A 19,335-nucleotide genomic window follows, 5' to 3' on the forward strand; every position below is an offset into this window, starting at 1 on the left:
GGAAGTGACCATGACCTTGAACGACCCGAGCCTTTTGCGGCAGGCAGCGTTGGTTGGCACACGCTGGATCGAAGCGGATGGTAGCGGCATCGCGGTGAAGAACCCCGCGACGGGTGAGCTTGTCGGCTATGTGCCAAAGCTCGGCGCGGCCGAGACGAAGGAAGCCATCGATGCCGCCGCCGTTGCCCAGAAGGGCTGGGCGGCGCGCACGGCCAAGGAGCGCTCGGGCATCCTGCGCAAGTGGTTCGAACTTATGATCGACAACAAGGACGATCTCGGCCGTATCCTCACCATGGAACAGGGCAAGCCGCTGGCCGAAGCCACCGGCGAGATCGTCTATGGCGCAAGCTTCGTCGAATGGTTCGCCGAAGAGGCGCGCCGTCTCTATGGCGATATCGTACCCGGCCACCAGAAGGACAAGCGCATTCTTGTCATGAAGCAGCCGATCGGTGTGGTGGCGGCGATCACGCCGTGGAACTTCCCCAATGCCATGATCACCCGCAAGGCCGGCCCGGCCTTTGCCGCCGGCTGCGCCATGGTGCTGAAGCCCGCCTCGCAGACGCCGTTCTCGGCGATTGCGATTGCCGTGCTGGCCGAACGCGCCGGCCTTCCCGCCGGCCTGTTCTCGGTCATCACCGGCTCGGCCCGCGAGATCGGCGCGGAGATGACGGCGAACCCCACCGTGCGCAAGCTGACCTTCACCGGTTCGACGGAGATCGGTGCGGAGCTTTACAAGCAATGCGCGCCGACCATCAAGAAGCTCGGCCTGGAGCTTGGCGGCAATGCGCCCTTCATCGTGTTCGACGATGCCGATCTCGATGCGGCGGTGGAAGGTGCGCTGATCGCAAAATTCCGCAACAACGGCCAGACCTGCGTCTGCGCCAACCGTCTTTATGTGCAGGAGGGTGTCTATGATGCCTTCTCGGCAAAACTCGCGGCGGCCGTTGGCAAACTGAAGACCGGCAACGGTTTCGACGAGGGTGTCATCCTCGGCCCGCTGATCGACAATGCAGCCCTTGAGAAGGTCGAGGAGCATGTCGCGGATGCGGTGAAGAAGGGTGGCCGTGTGGTGCAGGGCGGCAAGCGCCATGCGCTGGGCGGCACGTTCTACGAGGCGACCGTCATTGCCGATGTGACGCCGGACATGGCCGTGGCAAAGGAAGAGACCTTCGGCCCGGTCGCACCGCTGTTCCGGTTCAAGGACGAGGACGATGTGATCGCCCAGGCGAACGACACCGAATTCGGGCTTGCCTCGTATTTCTATGCCAAGGAGCTGTCGCGGGTGTTCCGCGTGGCCGAGGCGCTGGAATACGGCATGGTGGGTGTCAACACGGGTCTGATCTCCACCGCCGAGGCGCCGTTCGGCGGTGTCAAGCTCTCCGGCCTCGGCCGCGAGGGCTCGCGCTACGGCATCGAGGAGTTCACAGAGATCAAATATGTCTGCCTCGGCGGTATTGCGTGAAGGAAGAGAAGATGAGCCATCCCCGTTTTGCCAGCTTCACCACGGGCAAGCGCCACGCCTATGGCCTGATCACCGAGACCGGCGTGATCGACCTCTCGGCCCGGTTCGGTGCCCGGTACCCGACCCTTCGGGAGGTCGTCGAGGCCAATGCCTTCGACGAGCTTCTCGAGGCCGTCGCCGGCCACCAGCCGGATTTCCCGCTCTCCGAGATCACCTATGAGATCCCGATCCCGGCACCGGAAAAGATCATCTGCGTCGGCGTGAACTTTCCGGACCGTAACGAGGAATACAAGGACGGCCAGGCGGCCCCCGCCAACCCGTCGCTCTTCATCCGCTTCCCGCGCTCCTTCACCGGCCACGACCGGCCGCTGATCCGCCCGCCGGAAAGCCCGCAGCTCGACTACGAGGGCGAAGTCACCATCGTCATCGGCAAGGGCGGCCGCCGCATTTCCGAGGCGGATGCGCTCGATCACATCGCAGCCCTCACCCTCTGCAACGAAGGCACGATCCGTGACTGGGTGCGGCATGCGAAATTCAACGTCACCCAGGGCAAGAATTTCGACGCCACCGGCTCCATCGGCCCCTGGCTGGTCCCCTACAAGGACGAAAGCCAGCTTGCAGATATCAAGCTGGAAACCCGCGTCAATGGCGAGGTGCGCCAGCAGGATCGCACGAGCCGGATGATCTTCTCCTTCCGGAAAATCATCAATTACATCTCCACCTTCACCACACTCGTACCCGGCGACGTCATCGTCTGCGGCACGCCGACGGGCGCCGGCGCGCGCTTCGACCCGCCAATCTGGCTGAAGCCGGGCGACGTGGTAGAAGTGGAGGCCGAGGGCATCGGCCTTCTGCGCAACACCATCGCCGACGAGGTTTTCTGACCATGATGACGCAAGACGAGATCCGCGCCGCAGCGCTTGGCCTCGACGAGGCCGAGCGCACGCGCGTCCAGACGGGCCTGCTCTCGCTGAAACACCCCGGCATCACCATGGACGATGCCTATGCGATCCAGGGCGCCTGGGTGAAAAAGAAGATCGCCGACGGCCGCAAGGTCATCGGCTGGAAGATCGGCCTCACCTCCAAGGCCATGCAATATGCCTTGAATATCGACATTCCCGATTCCGGTGTGCTGTTCGACGACATGGTCTTCGAGGACGGCGCGGCCGTGCCGGCCGACCGTTTCATCCAGCCGCGCGTCGAGGCGGAAATCGCCTTCGTCATGAAGGCGCCGCTCAAAGGTCCCGGCGTGACGGCCTTCGACGTGCTGAACGCCACAGATTACGTGACGCCAGCGCTCGAAATCCTCGACACGCGCATCCTGCGCGTCGATCCCGAGACGAAGAAGGCGCGCGGCATCTGCGACACGATCTCCGACAATGCCGCCAATGCCGGCATCGTCACGGGTGGCCGCGCGGTGCGTCCCGACCAGATCGACATGCGCTGGATGGGCGCCATCGTCAGCCGCAATGCGGAAGTCGAGGAAACCGGCCTTGGCGCCGGCGTGCTCAACCAGCCCGCCCGCGGCGTCGCCTGGCTCGCCAACCGCCTCGCGCAATACGGCGACGGCATCGAGGCCGGGCAGATCGTGCTCGCCGGCTCGTTCATTCGCCCCGTCGAGGCCCGTCACGGCGATACCATCGTCGGCGATTTCGGCCCCTACGGCACGGTCAGCCTGTTCTTCGCATAGGAGTTGTCATGCCCGCCCCGAAAAACCGCTTCAAGCAGGCGCTGAAGGAAGGCCGTCCGCAGATCGGCCTCTGGCAGGCGCTTGCCAATCCGTACACGGTGGAGATCTGCGCCGAGGCAGGCTACGACTGGCTGCTGCTCGACGCCGAACATGCGCCGAACGACGTGCCGCTGCTCGTCTCGCAGCTCCAAGCGATGAAGGGCTCTTCCAGCCACGCCGTCATCCGCCCGCCAATCGGCGAGACCTGGATCGTCAAGCAGCTGCTCGATATCGGCGCGCAGACGCTGCTGATCCCCATGGTCGACAGCAAGGCGATGGCGGAGACGATGGTGAAGGCCGTGCGCTATCCGCCGCATGGCGTGCGCGGCGTCGGTGCAGCGCTCGCCCGAGCCTCGGCCTTCAACCGCACGGTGGATTATCTCCAGACGGCCAATGACGAAGTCTGCCTGCTGCTGCAGGTTGAAAGCCGTGCCGGCCTCGAAGCGCTTGATGACATCGCCGGCACGGACGGCGTCGACGGCGTCTTCATCGGCCCGGCCGACCTCGCCGCCGATATGGGTTTCCTCGGAAAGCCCGGTGCGCCGGAGGTGCAGGCAGAAGTGGAGAAGGCGCTGAAGAAGATCCAGTCGCATGGCAAGGCGGCCGGTATCCTGATCGGCGATCTTGGCCTCGCCAAGCGTTATCTCGAACTCGGAGCGACCTTCGTCGCCATCGGTAACGATGTGACGCTGCTCGCCACTGCCACGACGAAACTGCTCAAAGACTTCAAGGCCGCCGAGCCGGCCGAAGCGCCATCCGGCGCAAAGGTCTACTGAACCAGAGGCGGTCCCAGCGGGCCGCCTTTTTCTTGTGCGAAGGGCCGCGCCTCCCGGCGGCCTTCGTGCAGTCCTGGACAAGAGAATGTGCAGAACCGGACGCGACGACCGCGCGCCATCGCTGCATGATCGATCCGGAAAAGGGAGGAAACCATGCGTTTTGACAACAAGGTTGCCATCGTCACGGGCGGCGGCACGGGTATCGGCGCTGCGGTCGCTCGGCGCATCGCCGCCGAGGGCGGCAAAGTGGCGCTGGTCGGGCGGCGGCCGGAGCCGCTGCAGGCCGTCGCCGAGGAAATCGGCGCGGCCGTCTTCGCGGCGGATGCGGCCGACACGGAGAGCATGAAGGCTGCCGTCACGGCGACGGCCGAAAAATTCGGCGGTATCGACATCCTGATCGCCAATGCCGGCGGCCACGGCGTCGGCCCGACGGTCTCGATGAGCGACGAGACCTGGGAGCTCGCCGTCCGCCTCAACCTCAACACCGCCTTCGTCTCGGCGCGCGAGAGCCTGCCGCACCTCATCCGCTCCAAGGGCAATATCGTCGTGCTGTCCTCCATTGCCGGCCTCTTCGCCGGGCCGGATGCCGTGGGCTACGTCACGATGAAACATGGCTGCATCGGGCTGGCGAAATCACTCGCCCGCGACTACGGCCGCCTCGGCGTTCGCACCAACACGGTCTGCCCCGGCTGGGTGACGACGGCGATGGCCGACGAGCAGATGGAAATGCTGGTCGAGAAGCACAAGCTTGCCTCGATCGCCGAGGCCTATGCGCTCGTCACCAAGGACGTGCCGCTCGGCCGCCCGGCAAGCGCCGAAGACGTCTCTAATGCGGTCTGCTTCCTCGCCTCCGGCGAGGCGGCGATGATCAACGGCGCGATCCTGACGGTCGACGGCGGCGCCGGCACCGTCGACCTGCCGACCCTTGCCTTTGTGGAATAGGAGGAACCCGATATGGCGCAGCAAAACCCCAAGGACTGGAAGACCTACGACCAGTTCGCCTATGGCATCGACACCAACCGCCTGCCTTTGACCGAAGCGCTGGCCGGCACGAAACACACCGTCCATTTCGACGACGGCCGCGAACTCGCCCTCGATTTCACCGGGGACAAGGTGACCTGGGCGGATGCCTCCGGTTCGGGCACCGACAGCGTCGAGGTGGTCGAGGTCGCGCCCGACACCTACTTCGTCGAGATCGCTTTCGCTGGAAAACCGCTCGAGGCCGAGACCATCATCCTCAATCTGGCCTCCCGCCGCGCGCTGTCGATCCTCTCGATCGTGCGGTCCAAAGAGGAGACGGTGGGCGAACCGCAGGTCGGCCAGATCTTCCGGCCAGGCGTGATTGCCGGTGGCGAAGCCAGCGGCATGGTGCCGGAGGAGACGCGCGACCTGATCGGCCTGCGCGCCCATTTCACCTACAGCCCCAACCATGTCTACGAGCACACCTACCTGTCCTCCAAGCGGTATGCCTGGCAGTGCCTGGTCGGCGTGCAGCGCGGCCACGGCGACGTGGACCTCGCCACCACCTACAAATTCGCCGAGGGGCAGTACATCTTCACCTTCCGCGAGTTCAAGATTCCGGTCGCCTCGACCTTCTTCTACAATTTCGCCGACATGCGCTCGACGGGTAAGTTCCTCGGCATCAACGGTGATGGCGCAATCCAGAACAGCAATGCCGGCGCCTTCATCCGCAAGGCCTCCGTGACCTTCTACCAACCCGGCGAGGCACCCGTCTGATGCGCACCGCTTACGAGATCGTCAAAGCCCACTACGACGCCAATGCCCGCCGCGACATGGCCGGCATGCTGGCCGATATCGCCGAGGATTGCCGCTGGACGGAGATGGACGGCTTTCCCTGCGCCGGCACCTATGTCGGCCCCGATGCCATCGTGCAGAACGTCTTCGCAGCGCTGGGTGCGGCCTGGGACGACTACACCTTCACGCTGGAGCGCCTTCTCGATGCCGGTAACGACGTGGTCGCCATCGGCACCTACACGGCCACTTTCAAAGCGACCGGGAAAGCGATGAATGTGCGCGTCGTGCATGTCTGGGGCGTGGCGGATGACAAGATCCGCCGCTTCGAGCAGTTCACCGATACGCTGCGCGTTGCCGAGGCGATGCAAGCCTGAATCACCGATGGAGGCGGCGGATCACTCCGCCACCTCCTGCCATTGCGACGGTGTGCGGTCGTAACGCTGGCGAAAGAGCCGCGAAAAATGCGCGCTGGAGGAAAAGCCGAACTCGAAGGCGACTTCGGCGATGGAGCCGGGACGGACCGGACGGTTGCGCAAGGCTTCGGCCGCCGTCTGAAGGCGTTGTTCCCAGATGAAATCGGCCGGCGTCTGCCCCTGCGCCTCGAAAGCCCGATAGACATAGCGCACCGAACAGCCCATGCGCCGCGCAATATCCGCCGCGTCGAGATCGGTCCGCTGGATATTGTCCGCCACGTAAGCCTTGATGCGATCGAACAGCAAAGCCAGCGGCGGCGCATCGGCCGGGTGATCGACCAGTGAGCAATCGGTGATGATGGTGCGCGTCAGGTCGGCAAGCGCCCGGCCGAGGCTTTCGCGGCCGGCGGCGTCGAGCCGGTCCATCTCGACCACAGCCCCCTGCATCATCGAGAGCAGAATGTTTTGCAATCCGCCGGGCGCAAACGGCGCCGCCATCGGCCGGCGCAGGCGTCCGACCACCGCGCGCGGCAGCGTCTCGCGCGGCACCTGCAACATCAGCACCTCGACGGGCATAGGGTTTTCGAGCCGGTAGCTATAGGCGGGATCGTAGATCACCAAGGCCTGCGAACTGACGGTCAGATTGCAGCCGCCCTGGTGGAAGACGGAGCGGCCGTGCGGCTGGATGATCAACTTGACCATATCCGGCCGATTGCCGTCCGACAGCACACGGCTGCCATCGACCAGATGCGCCTCCGCATTCAGCCGCGTCAGCCGGCACTGGCCGAGTTTGGCCGAAACGATACGGCTCGCCCGCTCCCGCCCCTCGGAGAAATGCAGCCGCACGGAGCCGAACAGCCGGCGGGCGACGAAGCGGACATCCGTGCCGGTTGCGGCTTCGAGCGGCGAAAGCGTGCCCATGGCTCACACCGCCAGATAGGCGCCGTGCAGGATATCCGGCTGCTGGCGCAGGGTTTGCGAAGATCCGTCGAAGACGATGCGGCCGCGCTCCATCACCAGCGCATGGCTGGCAAGGCCGAGCGCCAGATTGGCGAACTGCTCGATCAGCAGCACGCCGATGCCGTCTTGGGCGGCAAGCGTGAGCGCCTCCGCCAGCCGCTTGACGATGGCGGGCGCAAGGCCGAGCGAGAGTTCATCGACGATCATGAAGCGCGGTTTCGCCAGAAAGGCCTGCGCCATCGCCACCATCTGCTTCTGGCCGCCCGAGAGATCGCCGGCAAGCTGGTGGCGGCGGGCCTCAAGTTCCGGAAAGATGGCGAAGGCCCGCGCCAGCCCGTCGCGTCGCGCAGCGGCTCCGCGCTCCAGCACAGAGACGAGCAGATTGTCCTCGACGCTCATCTGGCCGAGCACGCGATGCCCTTCCGGCACCATGGCCACACCGCGCCGGCGCACCGCATCCGGCGAAAGCCCCGTCAGCCTGAAATCGCCGAGCGAGACGCTGCCCGATGCCGTGGGAATGGCGCCGGAGAGCGCCATGACAGTGCTGGATTTACCGGCACCGTTCGCGCCGAGAAGGGTGCTGATCGCACCCGGCTGGAGCGCGAAGGAAATGCCGTGCAGCACGCGCTTGCCGCCGCGCTCGACGACGAGATTGTCGACGGTGATGGTATCCTTGCTCATCACAGTTCTCCCAGATAGGCACGGCGGACATCGGGATCGGCGAGCACCGTTTCGGTGCGGCCGAGCGCCAGGCGCTTGCCATAGTCCAGCACCAGCGTTTCCGCGCACATGGCGCGGATGAGCTCCACGTCGTGGTCGATGACGATGACCTGCGCGCCAAAAGCATCGGGAATGGCGAGCACGAGGTCGCGCAGCCGTGCGCCCTCCTCGTCTGTCAGGCCGGCGGCGGGTTCGTCGAGCAGGATCAGGCGCGGCGTGCCGATCAGGCATTTGCCGAGCTCCACCAGCCGCCGCTCGAAGAGGTTCAGCCGCGCGCCGAGGCGGTGGGCGACGCTGCCAAGCCCGACGAAATCCAGCGCACGATCCGTCGTGCGGCTGCGCTCGCCCACGGCAGCGACATTGTCGGCAAGCGCCGCGAGATTGTCGCGGGCGGTCAGGTCTTCCACCACCTGCTCCGTCTGGAAGGAGCGGCGCAGGCCGGCCCGCACCCGTTGCAGCGGCGAAAGCGGCAGCAATGAGCGGCCATCCAGCCTGATGGCGCCTTCGACGGGGCGCACGAAACCGGAGAGCACGTTGAGCAGCGTCGTCTTGCCGGCACCATTCGGACCGATCAGGCCGGAGACGGGTGCGCTCAACATGGCGGTCAGCTGGTCGATCGGCTTGATGCCGCCGAAACGGACCGAGAGCGTCTCGATTTCGATCATCGCTCGGCTCCTCTGCTAACGCGCTCAAGAAGGCTGGCGATCTTGCCGGCAATGCCGGTCGGCGCTGTTGCCAGCGCATGGAACAGCGCGACGCCGAAAATGCCGATGGTGACATAGCCGTCGATGCCGAGATCGGTGAGCAGGGCCGGCAGCGCCCGCAGCAGCAGGCCGGCGATGACGGCGCCGTACCAGTGGAAAGCGCCACCGACCGTCGCCAATGCGAAGAGGTTGAGGCTCTCGAAGGCGGAGAAGGCACGGCCTTCCAGCTGGCCGACATTGCCGGCGAGAAGACCGCCCGCGATGCCCGCGAGAAAGCCCGAGAGCGCGAAGGCCCAGGCCTTGTAGGCGAGCACATTGACGCCGGAGGCGATCGCCACCGTCTCACCCTTGCGGATCAGCGCCCAGGCGCGACCCGGCCGGGTGATCTTGTGGGCCTGCACCAGCATCAGGCCGAGCGTGGCGATGACGGCGCAATAGAGGAAATACGGCACCGCCTCGGTCGCCAGCGCCGGGCGCGCGAGCATGGAGCGCCCTACCCCATCGGCACGGCCGAGGAAGCCGGGGCCGCCATCGGGAAAACCCCAGGCGGAAATGACGATCTGGAAGGCACCGGCCAGCATCAGTGTCACCAGCGCGAGATAGAGACCGCGCAGGCGCAGCGCCGGCACGCCGAACAGGAGGCCGAGCAGCGCCGCGACCACGCCGCCGGCAAGCAGGCTCACCTCGAAGGGCGGCTGTAAACCATGGCCGATGCGCAGCGTGACCCAGCCGCCGACGCCGACCAGCGCAAACTGGCAGAGCGAGACGAGCCCGAGCTGGCCATAGAGCACGGCGACGCCGGCAACGGAGAGCGACAGCGCCATGGCCGAGGTCAGCGCCGAGAGCCAGAAGGCATTGGCGAGAAGCGCGATGGCGGCGGAAAAGATCGCCATGGCAAGGGCTACGGCAAGCAGCGGGCGCGGCTTTCGAACGGTCGCTTCCGGGGCAAGCGGCACGGCGGCCGGGACAAGGGTTCTCTGGGTGTTCATCGGTCCCTCATCGAGGCACGGGAGGTGCTGCCGAGGATGGTCACGGCGATGAGCGCGATGACGAAGGGGGCGGCGGCACGATAGGGCGAGATCAGCGTGATCGGCGTCAGCACGGCCTCGGCAAGGCCGATGCCGACACCGGCGATCGCGGTGATGTAGAGCGACCGCAGCTGGCCGAGGATCGCGGCGGCGATGGCCGGGATGACGACGAAGGTCAGGAACGTGCCCTGCAGGCGTACGAGATCGGCAAGCAGCAGGCCGGCGAGGCCGGAGAACAGGCCGGTGATGACCCAGGCCGCCGTCTCCGTATGCAGCACGCGCACGCCGAGAATGGCGGAGAGGTCACGATCATTGGCAAGCGCGCGCATGTCGAGGCCAAGGCGGGTGCGGTTCAAAAGCAGCGTGATGGCGCCGACCATGGCAAGCGACAGGACGAGCGCGATCAACCGCGTAAAAGTGAGCCGCACGCCAAAAACGGTGAGATACATCTGGTCGGTCGGGAATTGCAGGCGGCGCGGCAGCTCGCCCCAGATGACGCCCATGGCGGCGATCAGCACCAGTGCTGGCGCCAGCGTGCCGACGGCGCGCACGACGATGTCCCGATGGGAGAGTAGCGGCGCGAAAAGGCGGCCGTAGAGGAAGCTCACCAAAGTCGAGGTGAGCACGCCGAAGAGAATGGCCAGCGCCAGCGGCCAGTTCCATTGCAGGACCTGCCAGGCGACATGGGCGCCGAGCGCACCGAAGGCGCCGAAGGCGAAATTGAGAACGCCGGTCGAGCGGTAGAGAATGACGAGGCCGACGCCGGACAGCGCGTAGACCGCGCCGATCCCCAGGCCGGAAATCAGGAATGGCAGGAGAGACATGAGGCCCTCGATCATGCGGGAAAGGAGACCCTGCGGGCGCGATGCCCGCAGGGTCGATCGATCACTTCAGGCTGGCTTCGAAGGCACGCACATCCTTCAGCTCCGGATCCGGCGACGGGGTGCAATCGGAGACGACCTTCCACTTGCCGCCTTCGCTGATCGCCATGCGCGTCGTCGAGTTGGCATTGTGGCGCGGCTGGCCTTCGCCGAAATACCAGGGTGCGCAGAAGATATCGCTCTTGAAGTCCTTGACCCCGCGCACCGCGGCCGAAACGGTCTCGCGGGTGATGTTGGCGCCGTCGAGGCTCATCAGGGCCTTTTCGGCGATGCGCGCGGCGAGATAACCGGCCTGGGCGAAGGTGTCGCGCGGGTCGGAGGCTTGGCCGTATTCGTCCATCACGGCAAGCCAGTTGGCATTGTCGGGCGTCGTGGCTTCGAGATCGTTGAATTCCATGTTGACATAGAACTTGCCATCCCAGCCGGCGCCGAGCGTTTCCGGCACGGAGAGGTCATAGGCGGACGCGGCCGAGAGGAACTTGATCTGCTCGTTCAGACCCTGTTCCTCGGCAGCGACGAGGAGCGGAATGGCGACGCCCTTGGACATGCCGAGCACGATGACGTCAGGTTTGCTGGCAGCGGCCTGCAGCATGATCGAGGTCGCATCCGCACTGCCCGGATCCATCAGGATCGTCTCGGCGGCAAAGCCCTTTTCCTTGGCGAGCAGCATCACGCCGTCGCAGGACCAGGTGCCGACATTCGGGATGTTCGGGCCGATGCAGACCACCGACTTGGCGGCAAGCTGGTCGAGCGCAAAGCCCATGGCGCCGAGCATGGAGACGCGCGGGCCGGCATTGGTCGGCGCATAGTTTTCGGCAAAGAAACATTCACGCGGCACGCCGACGCCGGCCACGACATAGATGCCGCTCTTCTTGTAGTACTCAGCATTGGCGCCGCATTCGACATAGCTCGAATTGCCCACCATCAGCACGGCCTTCTCGTCATCGACGAGCTTTGCCGCAAGCTGGGCGGCCTTTTCCGGATCCCACTGGTCGTCCTCGACGAGATATTTCACCGGACGGCCCTTGATGCCGCCATTGGCGTTGAGGCAATCGAAATAGGCTTTTGCCGCCTTGGTAGAGTTCGAAAAGTCGTCCGGCCCGGTCTTGCCGGTGATCGCGCCGATGACGATCGGCTCGCCGGTCGCGGCCGCGCCCGTACCATCGCCGCAGGATGCGGCAGCATGTGCGCCTGCCGCACCGGCAAGGCTGAACGCCAGGCCGACCAGCAGTCCCTTCAACACTTTCATCATGGTTTCCTCCTCCTTGGTTTTGACCGGCCGGCGCTCCTCCGCGCCGGCCGTTTTTCAGCGTGCGGTCATGAAGGCTGCGGCGCGGGCGCCGATCATCATGCAGGGCGCATTGGTGTTGCCGGAGACGAGCGTCGGCATGACCGAGGCATCGGCGATGCGCAGGCCCTCGACGCCGCGCACCTTCAGCTCCGGCGTCACGACGGCCATCGGGTCGTCGTCGCGGCCCATCTTCGCCGTGCCGGCCGGATGGAACACGGTTTTGGCGCTCTGGCGGATGTAGTCTTCCAGCGCCGCCGCATCGTTCTCGACACCGGGACGCGGCAGCACGCGGCGCTTGACGATCGCCTGCATCGAGGGCGTATCAAGAATGCGGATCGCCGCCTTGACGCCGCGCACCAGCGTTTCGACATCCTCGCGGTCGGAGAGCACATTGGCGTTGAAATCGACCTTCGCCGCGGGATCGGCAGCGGTGATGCGGATCGAACCGCGCGAGCGTGGCCGCAGATAGCAGGGGCCGATGGAAAAGCCGTGGCCTGGCTCCGGTTCGCGATCGACGAAGCCGATCAGCACCGGCAGCACATGGAACTGCACATCCGGTTGGCCGACGCCCAGCGTGTCGACGAAACCACCGCATTCCACCACATTCGAGGTCAGGAGCCCCTGCTTCGACGTGAGATAACGCAGCATGTGGCCGACAGCCTTCAAGCCGGTATCGTGACCGAGGATGGAGATCGGCTCGCGCGTTTCGGCCTGAACCGGGACTTCCATATGGTCCTGATAGTTCTCGCCGACGCCGGGCAGGTCCGCCACGACATCGATACCAAGCGAGGCGAGATGCGCACCGTTGCCGATGCCGGAGAGCTGCAACAACCGCGGCGTCGCGATGGCGCCGGCAGCAAGCACGATCTCGCGGTTCGCGCGATAGACCATGCCGTCAATGAGCTCGACACCGACGGCCTTGCGGCCCTCGAACAGCACGCGCGCCACCTTGCGCTCGGTCAGCACGGTCACGTTCGACCGCTTTTCCGCCTCGCGCAGGAAGGCCATAGCCGAGCTCCAACGTCGGCCATTTTTCGTGGTGCTCTGATAGAAACCGACGCCTTCCTGCTCCGCGCCGTTGAAATCGGCATTCGGCTTCAGGCCGGATTCGACGGCTGCCTTGACGAAGGCTTCAGACAAGGGATGGCGGTGGCGGGGATTGGAGACAGTGAGCGTGCCGTCCTGCCCGTGATATTGCCCGTTGAAGGCCTGGTTGTTTTCCAGCGCCTTGAAGACCGGCAGCACCTCGTCATAGGACCAGCCGCGGCAACCCATCTGCGACCAGGTATCGTAGTCGTTGCGATGACCGCGGATATAGATCATCGCATTGAGCGAGGAGCCGCCGCCCAGCACGTTGCCCTGCGGCACGATGCTGGGACGGCCGTTCAGGCCCGCCTGCGGATCGGAGGCATAGGGGTGGATATCGATGCCCTTGCCAAGCACCTTGAAGAAGGTCGCCGGGATATGGATCCACGGATCCTTGTCGCGCCGGCCGGATTCGATCAGCAGCACCCGGTTCGCGGGATTCTCCGAAAGACGGTTGACGACGACGCATCCGGCCGAGCCGCCACCAACGACGATATAATCGTAGGTCGCGCTCATCAGCTCAGCACCGTCTGGATCGTGGTGAATTCCTTGAGACCATCGACACCGAACTCGACGCCGATGCCCGACTGCTTGACGCCGCCGAAGGGGGCGTTCGGCTGGATGGCGCCGTGTTTGTTGATCCAGACGGAGCCGCATTCGAGCTGGAGCGCCACGGCCCGCGCCTTGTCCGCATCACCGGACCACACCGAACCGCCGAGGCCGGCGGGGTTGTCGTTGGCGCGGCGGATGACCTCATCGAGATCGCTGTAGCGGATGATGGGTAGGACGGGGCCGAACTGCTCCTCATCCACCAGCCGCACGCCGTTGTCGACATCGGCGACCAGCGTGATCGGGTAGAAATAGCCTTCACCTTCAGGCGCTTCGCCGCCGATCAGAATGCGGCCGCCCTTCGCCTTGGCGTCCTCGACCAGTTCACGCACCTTGTCGAACTGCATGGCGTTCTGGACGGGGCCGAGAATGCTCTTCTCGTCGAGGCCGTCGCCGACGGGAATGTTCGCCGCATAATCGGCAAGCCGCTGGCAGACGTCGTCATAGAGGCTGTCATGCACGTAAAGCCGCTTCAGCGCCGCGCAGGTCTGGCCGTTGTTGATGAAGGCGCCCCAGAACAGGCCCTCCGCGATGCGGGCCGGATCGGCATCGGGCAGCACGATGCCGGCATCGTTGCCGCCAAGCTCCAGCGTCAGGCGCTTCAGGGTGGCGACGGCCGAGGCCATGACCTTCTTGCCGGTCTCGGTGGAGCCGGTGAAGGTCATCTTGGCAATGCCCGGATGGGCCGACAAAGCGGCACCGATGGCATTCTCGCCGGTCACGACATTGACGACACCCGGCGGCAGGACCGCGTTGATGATCTCGACGAGACGGATGGTGGAGAGCGGCGTCAGCGGCGACGGCTTGATGACGACGGTGTTGCCGGCACGCACTGCCGGAATGATGTGCCAGCAGGCGATCATGACCGGCCAGTTCCACGGTGTGATCGAACCCGTTACACCGACCGGCTTGCGGTGGATCTCGACCCGGCCCTCATTGTCGTCCTGCACCAGTTCGACGGGCAGGCTGAGTTCGGCAGTGTGGCGCGTCCAGGCGAGCGCGCCGCCCAGTTCGAAGCGCGAGCCGAGGCCGTTGAGCGGCTTGCCCTGCTCCAGCGTCAGCAGGCGGGCGACCTCCTCGGCATTTTCAGCGAGCTTTTCCGCAATGGTGCGGCAGGCGTTGGCGCGCAGCGCGTCATCCGTCTTCGACCAGGTCTCGAAAGCGGCAGCGGCAGCGGCCACCGCGCGGTCCAGATCGGCCTCGCTCGCCAGCGGCATCAGCCCGACGACCTCACCGGTCGACGGATTGCGCACCTCGGCATGGTTGGGCGTGGCGACGCGTTCGCCGCCGATGAGCAGCGTGTACTGCTTCAAAGTCATGTCCTCCCTTGACTGTCGGGAGGAGTATCGCCGGGCGGCTCACGGCCGTCTTGGGGAGAAGCGCGCGCCGGCTTGGACCGGAGCGCAGATCCTTATCGTTCCGCGCCCTTCAGGAGGTCCGTCGGCGCGCAGTCGAACAGTTCCTTGAAGCTGCGGTTGAAATAGGAAATGTCATTGAAGCCGGCGGAATAGGCGACCTCTGCGATGGTGCCGCCGGATTTCTGCTCTTTCAGCTGCTCGATCTTTTCCTTGGCGAGCCGCAGGCGCTTGTCTCTGATAATGGTGGTGCAGGTCACCCCCATGCCCTGGAAATCCTGCTGCAGCGTGCGGATCGAGACCCCGAGCCGCGTTGCCAGCCAGCGGGCGGAGAGATCGTTTTCGGTGAGATGCCGGTCGATCAGCATATCGACCATCTGCAGGCGCTTGCTCGCACTGTCATGCAGCGCATGCAGCGGCTCCGTCTCGCGGCTGGAATGGAAAGCCTGGCGTGTTGCGGTGAACATCAGCTGGCGCAGATGCGGCGAGGCCGAATCCGATTCCGCCGTCGTCATGATCTTGGCGATCAGCGCATGCAGCATCTGCGCCATCGGATCATAGGCGAAGAGCTTGCGCGCCACGTCGAAATGAATGCGGCTGTCGGAATACATCATCTGGCGCGGCAGATGCAGCGAGATGTGGTTGGAAAAATGCCCGCCGAAATGGAAGGTCGTCGGGCGAGTGGAATCGACGAGGATGCATTCGCCGACATCGAGCACGTTCTGCCGGTCGCCCTGCTCCAGCCCGCAGCTCCCCTCTATCTGGACGATGAGGAACAGGTGCTCCTTCGGGTCGCGGCGGATATCGTCCCAGCCGCGGCGGACATATTCGAGATCGTTTGAGACATGGGCGAACTCCATGCCGCAGACATCGATGCGCCGCGCCGCGCCCAGCACGTTATCGCCGCGCTCCATGGTCTTCGGATTGAAATTGCCGCAGATCGAACGCAGGTCGTCGGTCCATTGATCGTAGGATACCGGCGCCCAAGCTTCCGGCACGAGGGTCTTGTGCTGAACGAGATCCAACTTTGCCTCCCAACAAAGGTCGGTCGCCCCGCACGGGGCGTGCGGAACGGACGGCAAGGATGCGCCGCGCTTGCCGTCGAGTCAATGTGGTTCACCTGTTAAGCAAATCAGGCTGCGGCGTCGCCGAGATAAAGCCGGTGCAGATGCGCTGGATCCCTGGCCAACGCTGCGCAGTCACCGTCATAAACGATCTGACCGCGCCGCAGCACATAGGCACGGTTGCCGATGGCAAGCGCCAAGGCCGCGAACTGCTCCACCAGCACCACGGCGATGCCATCATCGGCGAGCTGCCGCACCGCCCGCATCAGGCGGCTGACGATGACGGGTGCGAGGCCCGAGGACATCTCGTCGATGAGGATGACACGCGGCCGGTTGACGATGGAGCGGGCGATGACGACCATCTGCTGCTCGCCGCCCGACAGCATGCCGGCCTCGACATTCCGGCGCTGCAAAAGCTCCGGAAAGAGGTCATAGGCCTCCTTCAGGTCCGCATCGGGATGCAGCGCCACCTTGAGGTTTTCCTCCGTCGTCATGGCCGGGAAGACGGTGCGGCCCTGCTCGACATGGCTCAGCCCCGTCTTGGCGCGGGCGCCGGGGCGCAGCTTGGCGAGTTCGACCCCGTCGAGATTGATGAAGCCCGAACGGACCGGAATGATGCCGGAGAGGCTTTCGAGAAAGGTCGTCTTGCCGGCGCCGTTGGAACCGAGCAGCACGCTGATCTCGCCGCCCTTGGCTTCCAGATCCACACCGCGGATGACGGGAATGCCGGACCGGTCGACCTGCAACGCACCGATGGAAAACGTGGTCACTCTGCGGCCTCCTCGAATTCGACGCCCATATAGGCCTTCTGCACCACGGGCATGTCCAGCACCGCGGCGGGCGCGCCCGCGGCGATCACGCGTCCGAAATCGAACACCGTGATCGCCGTACAGGCCCGCCGCACGAGATCCATGTCGTGCTCGATGAGGAGCACGGCACTGCCGAAGGTTTCAGGGATGGCGGCGATGCGCTCGCCCAGTTTCAATGCCTCGTCATAGGACACACCGGCAGCCGGTTCGTCGAGCAGGATGACCGGCGCGCGGGAGGCAACGGCACCCGCCACGTCGAGCAGGCGGCGCGTGCCGACATCAACGGTCGAGATCGGCGTTTCCGGGCCGGGGCAGCCGAACCAGGCGAGCAGGCTTTCCAGCGCGCTTTCGTTGATCGGACCGGCGGCGAGGCGGATATATTCGCCGACACGCAGCTCCGGCGCGATGCGCGTCGTCTGCCAGGTACGGCGGATGCCGAGCTTGGAACGGGACGTCGCGGAGACGCCTTCGAGCGCCTTGCCGTTGAGCAGGATCGAACCGTCGTAACGATAGAGGAAGCCGGCAATGGCATCGACCAGCGTTGACTTGCCCGCGCCGTTCGGGCCGACGAGGCCGACGACGGTACCCGCGGGCACCTTGAGGTTGACCTTGTCGAGTGCCGTGACCGTACCGTAGCGCACGGTGAGGTCACGCACTTCCAGCGCGATGCCGGCGGGATGGCTGGTCTTTTCCGGCAGGCTGCCGGCGGCGGTCGCCGCTTCCACCACGCGCTTCGGGCGCAGCTTGCGGGCAAGCCGCATCCACGTTTCAGCGATCGTCTCGCCGGTCGAGAGCGCCTGCACGGCGCCGAGCGCGAATAAGACGTTGCCGACATCCTGTGGCAGGTTGAGCCTGCGCAGCAGTTCCGGGAACAGCACGATCATCATGCCGCCCGCAATGGCGCCGAGCGCGAAATGCGCGCCGGCCATAGTGGCGACGGCAAACAGCGCAAGCGACTGCATCATCGAGAAGTTTTCCGACACCAGCGTACCGAGATAACCGGCCAGCAAGCCGCCGGAAATGCCGGATATGAAGGCGCTGATGGCGAAGGCGCTGAGCTTTGCGCGCGGAATGCTGATGCCGTTGGCGGCGGCGGCGCGCTCGGAATGGCGCACGGCAAGCCAGGCGGCACCGAGACGCGAGCGGCTGACGAACTCCAGCACAACGGCGATGACGCCGTAGGTCAGCAGCACGAAGAGGAAATAGCCCTTGTCGCTGTCGAAGGCCGCCGGGCGGACGACCTGGGTGAAGGTCGTCTGGCCGGGGAAGGTGATGGTGGCGAGCACCGTATCGAAGGCCGCCGCAAAGCCGAGCGTGACGATGGCGAGGTTGATGCCGCGCAGGCGCAGTGCCGGTAGGCCGATGGCGATGCCGACGGGCACGGCGGCAAGCCCGCCGATCAACATCCAGACGGCGAGCCCGCCCGGTGCGCCGATCAGGTTCAGATAACCCGTCACCCAGGCGCCGACGCCGGCGAAGGACATCTGGCAGAGCGAGATCATGCCGGTGCGGCCGGTGACGAGACCGAGGCTTTGCAGCGCGATGCCGACGATGAAGACGGCGGTGATGAGGAACACCCAGTACTTCGGCAGCAGGAAGAAGATGAGGGCGCCGAGGACGGCGAGCGACAGGGCCGTGGTGGCGGCGGCGCGGAAACTAGCGTGCTTCATCCCAGCGGGCTCCTCTTTGCGACCAGAGCAGGACGGCAAGAATGACAAGAAACGGCACGGCGCCGCGATATTGGCTGACCGGCCCGATGGCGCTGACGCTGCCTTCGAGCAGACCGATCATCACGCCGCCGATCAGGGCCGCACGGAAACTCGAGAAAGCGCCGATCAGCGCGGCGGCCAGCGCCGGCACGACGAGCAGGCTGAGCGAGGCGAAATCCGGCGAGCGCAGCGGCGCGATGATCATCAGCGCAAAGGCCGTGACGCCGCCGGTGACGGCCCAGACGCCGAGCGCCAGCAGCCGCACGCGAATGCCGATCAGCTCGGCTGCCATCGGCCGCTGCGAAAGCGCGCGCAATTGCAGCCCGGTGCGGGTGCGGGCAAGGAACTGTTCGGTCAGAAGGGTGAAGGCGACGGAGAGCACGAGCGTCGTGACCGCGGCCCAGGTCACTTCCACGCCGGCAAGCCGGAAGGCGGAACCGGGAATGATCTCGGGGAAATAATGCGGATGCTGGCCGCCGGTGAGGCGCAGGCCCACCGCGATGATGCCGACGAGCAGCGCCGCCGTCACGGCCGCCTTGGTCGAGGCATTGCTGCCGGCAAACCACGTGGTCATAACGAGGCCGATCGCCAGGCCGGCAAGCGCGCCGGCCGCAACGCCGAAAAGCACGGCCAGCAGCAGCGGCATGCCCAGCTCGAACAGCGCGACCATGGCGAAAGTGCCTGCGGCGCCGATGGCCGCACCGGTGAAATTCACCACGGCGACGAGCCGGTAAGTGAAGATGGCGCAGACGCCAAGGATGGCGTAGGCCCCGCCGGCCGATAGTCCGGCAACGGCGGCAGTGAACAATGAATCCATTCCGGAACTCCGGGTCGATGCGCGCGGCGCACCGCGTCAGTCACTCATGGTCTCCGGTCCCACGCATGGGATCCGTCCGTTATCATGCGGGAGCCATTTCAGACCTCGCGGTAGAGACGAGATGGCTCTCCAGCCCCCTTCTCCCCATGGGGAGAAGGGGGGAGGTG

The 19,335-nt window shown here is 65.4% G+C and carries 19 protein-coding genes; 7 read left to right on the forward strand and 12 right to left on the reverse strand.

The window, feature by feature from the left end:
• Positions 1-10: 10 nt before the first annotated feature.
• From gabD to MUU55_RS20540, 7 genes are all read left to right on the forward strand, one after another.
• The gene (gene gabD, locus MUU55_RS20510) at positions 11-1,462 is read left to right on the forward strand and encodes an NADP-dependent succinate-semialdehyde dehydrogenase (RefSeq protein WP_244762618.1); all 1,452 of its coding nucleotides are present in this window, start codon (positions 11-13) and stop codon (positions 1,460-1,462) included.
• Between the two features lie 11 nt (positions 1,463-1,473).
• On the forward strand, positions 1,474-2,346 hold the full coding sequence (locus MUU55_RS20515; RefSeq protein ID WP_244762619.1) for a fumarylacetoacetate hydrolase family protein: 873 nt from the start codon (positions 1,474-1,476) through the stop codon (positions 2,344-2,346).
• A gap of 2 nt (positions 2,347-2,348) precedes the next feature.
• Positions 2,349-3,152, forward strand: a complete 804-nt coding sequence (gene hpaH / locus MUU55_RS20520; protein ID WP_244762620.1) for a 2-oxo-hept-4-ene-1,7-dioate hydratase — start codon at positions 2,349-2,351, stop codon at positions 3,150-3,152.
• An 8-nt stretch (positions 3,153-3,160) separates the two neighbouring features.
• Entirely contained in the window at positions 3,161-3,967 is an 807-nt protein-coding gene (gene hpaI, locus MUU55_RS20525) for a 4-hydroxy-2-oxoheptanedioate aldolase (protein ID WP_244762621.1), read from the forward strand.
• Positions 3,968-4,120: 153 nt separating this feature from the next.
• Positions 4,121-4,909: an SDR family NAD(P)-dependent oxidoreductase gene (locus tag MUU55_RS20530; protein WP_244762622.1), complete on the forward strand. Its 789-nt coding sequence runs from the start codon at positions 4,121-4,123 to the stop codon at positions 4,907-4,909.
• A gap of 12 nt (positions 4,910-4,921) precedes the next feature.
• Positions 4,922-5,704: a MoaF C-terminal domain-containing protein gene (locus tag MUU55_RS20535; protein WP_244762623.1), complete on the forward strand. Its 783-nt coding sequence runs from the start codon at positions 4,922-4,924 to the stop codon at positions 5,702-5,704.
• A complete protein-coding gene (locus MUU55_RS20540) occupies positions 5,704-6,096 on the forward strand; it encodes a nuclear transport factor 2 family protein (RefSeq protein ID WP_244762624.1) in 393 nt (130 codons plus the stop codon). The genes MUU55_RS20535 and MUU55_RS20540 overlap by 1 nt, the downstream gene beginning before the upstream one ends.
• Before the next feature lie 21 nt (positions 6,097-6,117).
• Here MUU55_RS20540 and MUU55_RS20545 read toward each other — a convergent pair whose 3' ends face one another.
• From MUU55_RS20545 to MUU55_RS20600, 12 genes are all read right to left on the reverse strand, one after another.
• Positions 6,118-7,056, reverse strand: coding sequence for a helix-turn-helix domain-containing protein (locus MUU55_RS20545; RefSeq protein WP_244762625.1), 939 nt, complete (start codon positions 7,054-7,056; stop codon positions 6,118-6,120).
• Positions 7,057-7,059: 3 nt separating this feature from the next.
• Positions 7,060-7,776: an ABC transporter ATP-binding protein gene (locus MUU55_RS20550; protein WP_244762626.1), complete on the reverse strand. Its 717-nt coding sequence runs from the start codon at positions 7,774-7,776 to the stop codon at positions 7,060-7,062.
• The gene (locus tag MUU55_RS20555) at positions 7,776-8,480 is read right to left on the reverse strand and encodes an ABC transporter ATP-binding protein (RefSeq protein WP_244762627.1); all 705 of its coding nucleotides are present in this window, start codon (positions 8,478-8,480) and stop codon (positions 7,776-7,778) included. The genes MUU55_RS20550 and MUU55_RS20555 overlap by 1 nt, the downstream gene beginning before the upstream one ends.
• The gene (locus MUU55_RS20560; RefSeq protein ID WP_244762628.1) at positions 8,477-9,508 is read right to left on the reverse strand and encodes a branched-chain amino acid ABC transporter permease; all 1,032 of its coding nucleotides are present in this window, start codon (positions 9,506-9,508) and stop codon (positions 8,477-8,479) included. The genes MUU55_RS20555 and MUU55_RS20560 overlap by 4 nt, the downstream gene beginning before the upstream one ends.
• Positions 9,505-10,371: a branched-chain amino acid ABC transporter permease gene (locus MUU55_RS20565; RefSeq protein ID WP_244762629.1), complete on the reverse strand. Its 867-nt coding sequence runs from the start codon at positions 10,369-10,371 to the stop codon at positions 9,505-9,507. Before MUU55_RS20565 ends, MUU55_RS20560 begins: the two co-directional genes overlap by 4 nt.
• A 61-nt stretch (positions 10,372-10,432) precedes the next feature.
• Positions 10,433-11,680, reverse strand: a complete 1,248-nt coding sequence (locus MUU55_RS20570) for an ABC transporter substrate-binding protein (protein ID WP_425314204.1) — start codon at positions 11,678-11,680, stop codon at positions 10,433-10,435.
• Positions 11,681-11,734: 54 nt separating this feature from the next.
• Entirely contained in the window at positions 11,735-13,321 is a 1,587-nt protein-coding gene (locus MUU55_RS20575) for a GMC family oxidoreductase (RefSeq protein ID WP_244762630.1), read from the reverse strand.
• Complete coding sequence (locus MUU55_RS20580; RefSeq protein WP_244762702.1) at positions 13,321-14,727, reverse strand: aldehyde dehydrogenase family protein; 1,407 nt, start codon at positions 14,725-14,727, stop codon at positions 13,321-13,323. Before MUU55_RS20580 ends, MUU55_RS20575 begins: the two co-directional genes overlap by 1 nt.
• A gap of 98 nt (positions 14,728-14,825) precedes the next feature.
• Positions 14,826-15,794 (reverse strand): helix-turn-helix domain-containing protein, encoded by a 969-nt coding sequence (locus MUU55_RS20585; RefSeq protein ID WP_244762631.1) that lies wholly within the window; start codon positions 15,792-15,794, stop codon positions 14,826-14,828.
• Between the two features lie 107 nt (positions 15,795-15,901).
• Positions 15,902-16,603 (reverse strand): ABC transporter ATP-binding protein, encoded by a 702-nt coding sequence (locus MUU55_RS20590; protein WP_244762632.1) that lies wholly within the window; start codon positions 16,601-16,603, stop codon positions 15,902-15,904.
• Positions 16,600-18,312, reverse strand: coding sequence for a branched-chain amino acid ABC transporter ATP-binding protein/permease (locus MUU55_RS20595; protein ID WP_244762633.1), 1,713 nt, complete (start codon positions 18,310-18,312; stop codon positions 16,600-16,602). Before MUU55_RS20595 ends, MUU55_RS20590 begins: the two co-directional genes overlap by 4 nt.
• Entirely contained in the window at positions 18,299-19,168 is an 870-nt protein-coding gene (locus MUU55_RS20600; protein WP_244762634.1) for a branched-chain amino acid ABC transporter permease, read from the reverse strand. Before MUU55_RS20600 ends, MUU55_RS20595 begins: the two co-directional genes overlap by 14 nt.
• Positions 19,169-19,335 lie beyond the last annotated feature (167 nt).

Origin of the sequence: Shinella curvata (genome assembly GCF_022899935.1) — a bacterium.
Taxonomy (GTDB): Bacteria; Pseudomonadota; Alphaproteobacteria; order Rhizobiales; family Rhizobiaceae; genus Shinella; species Shinella curvata.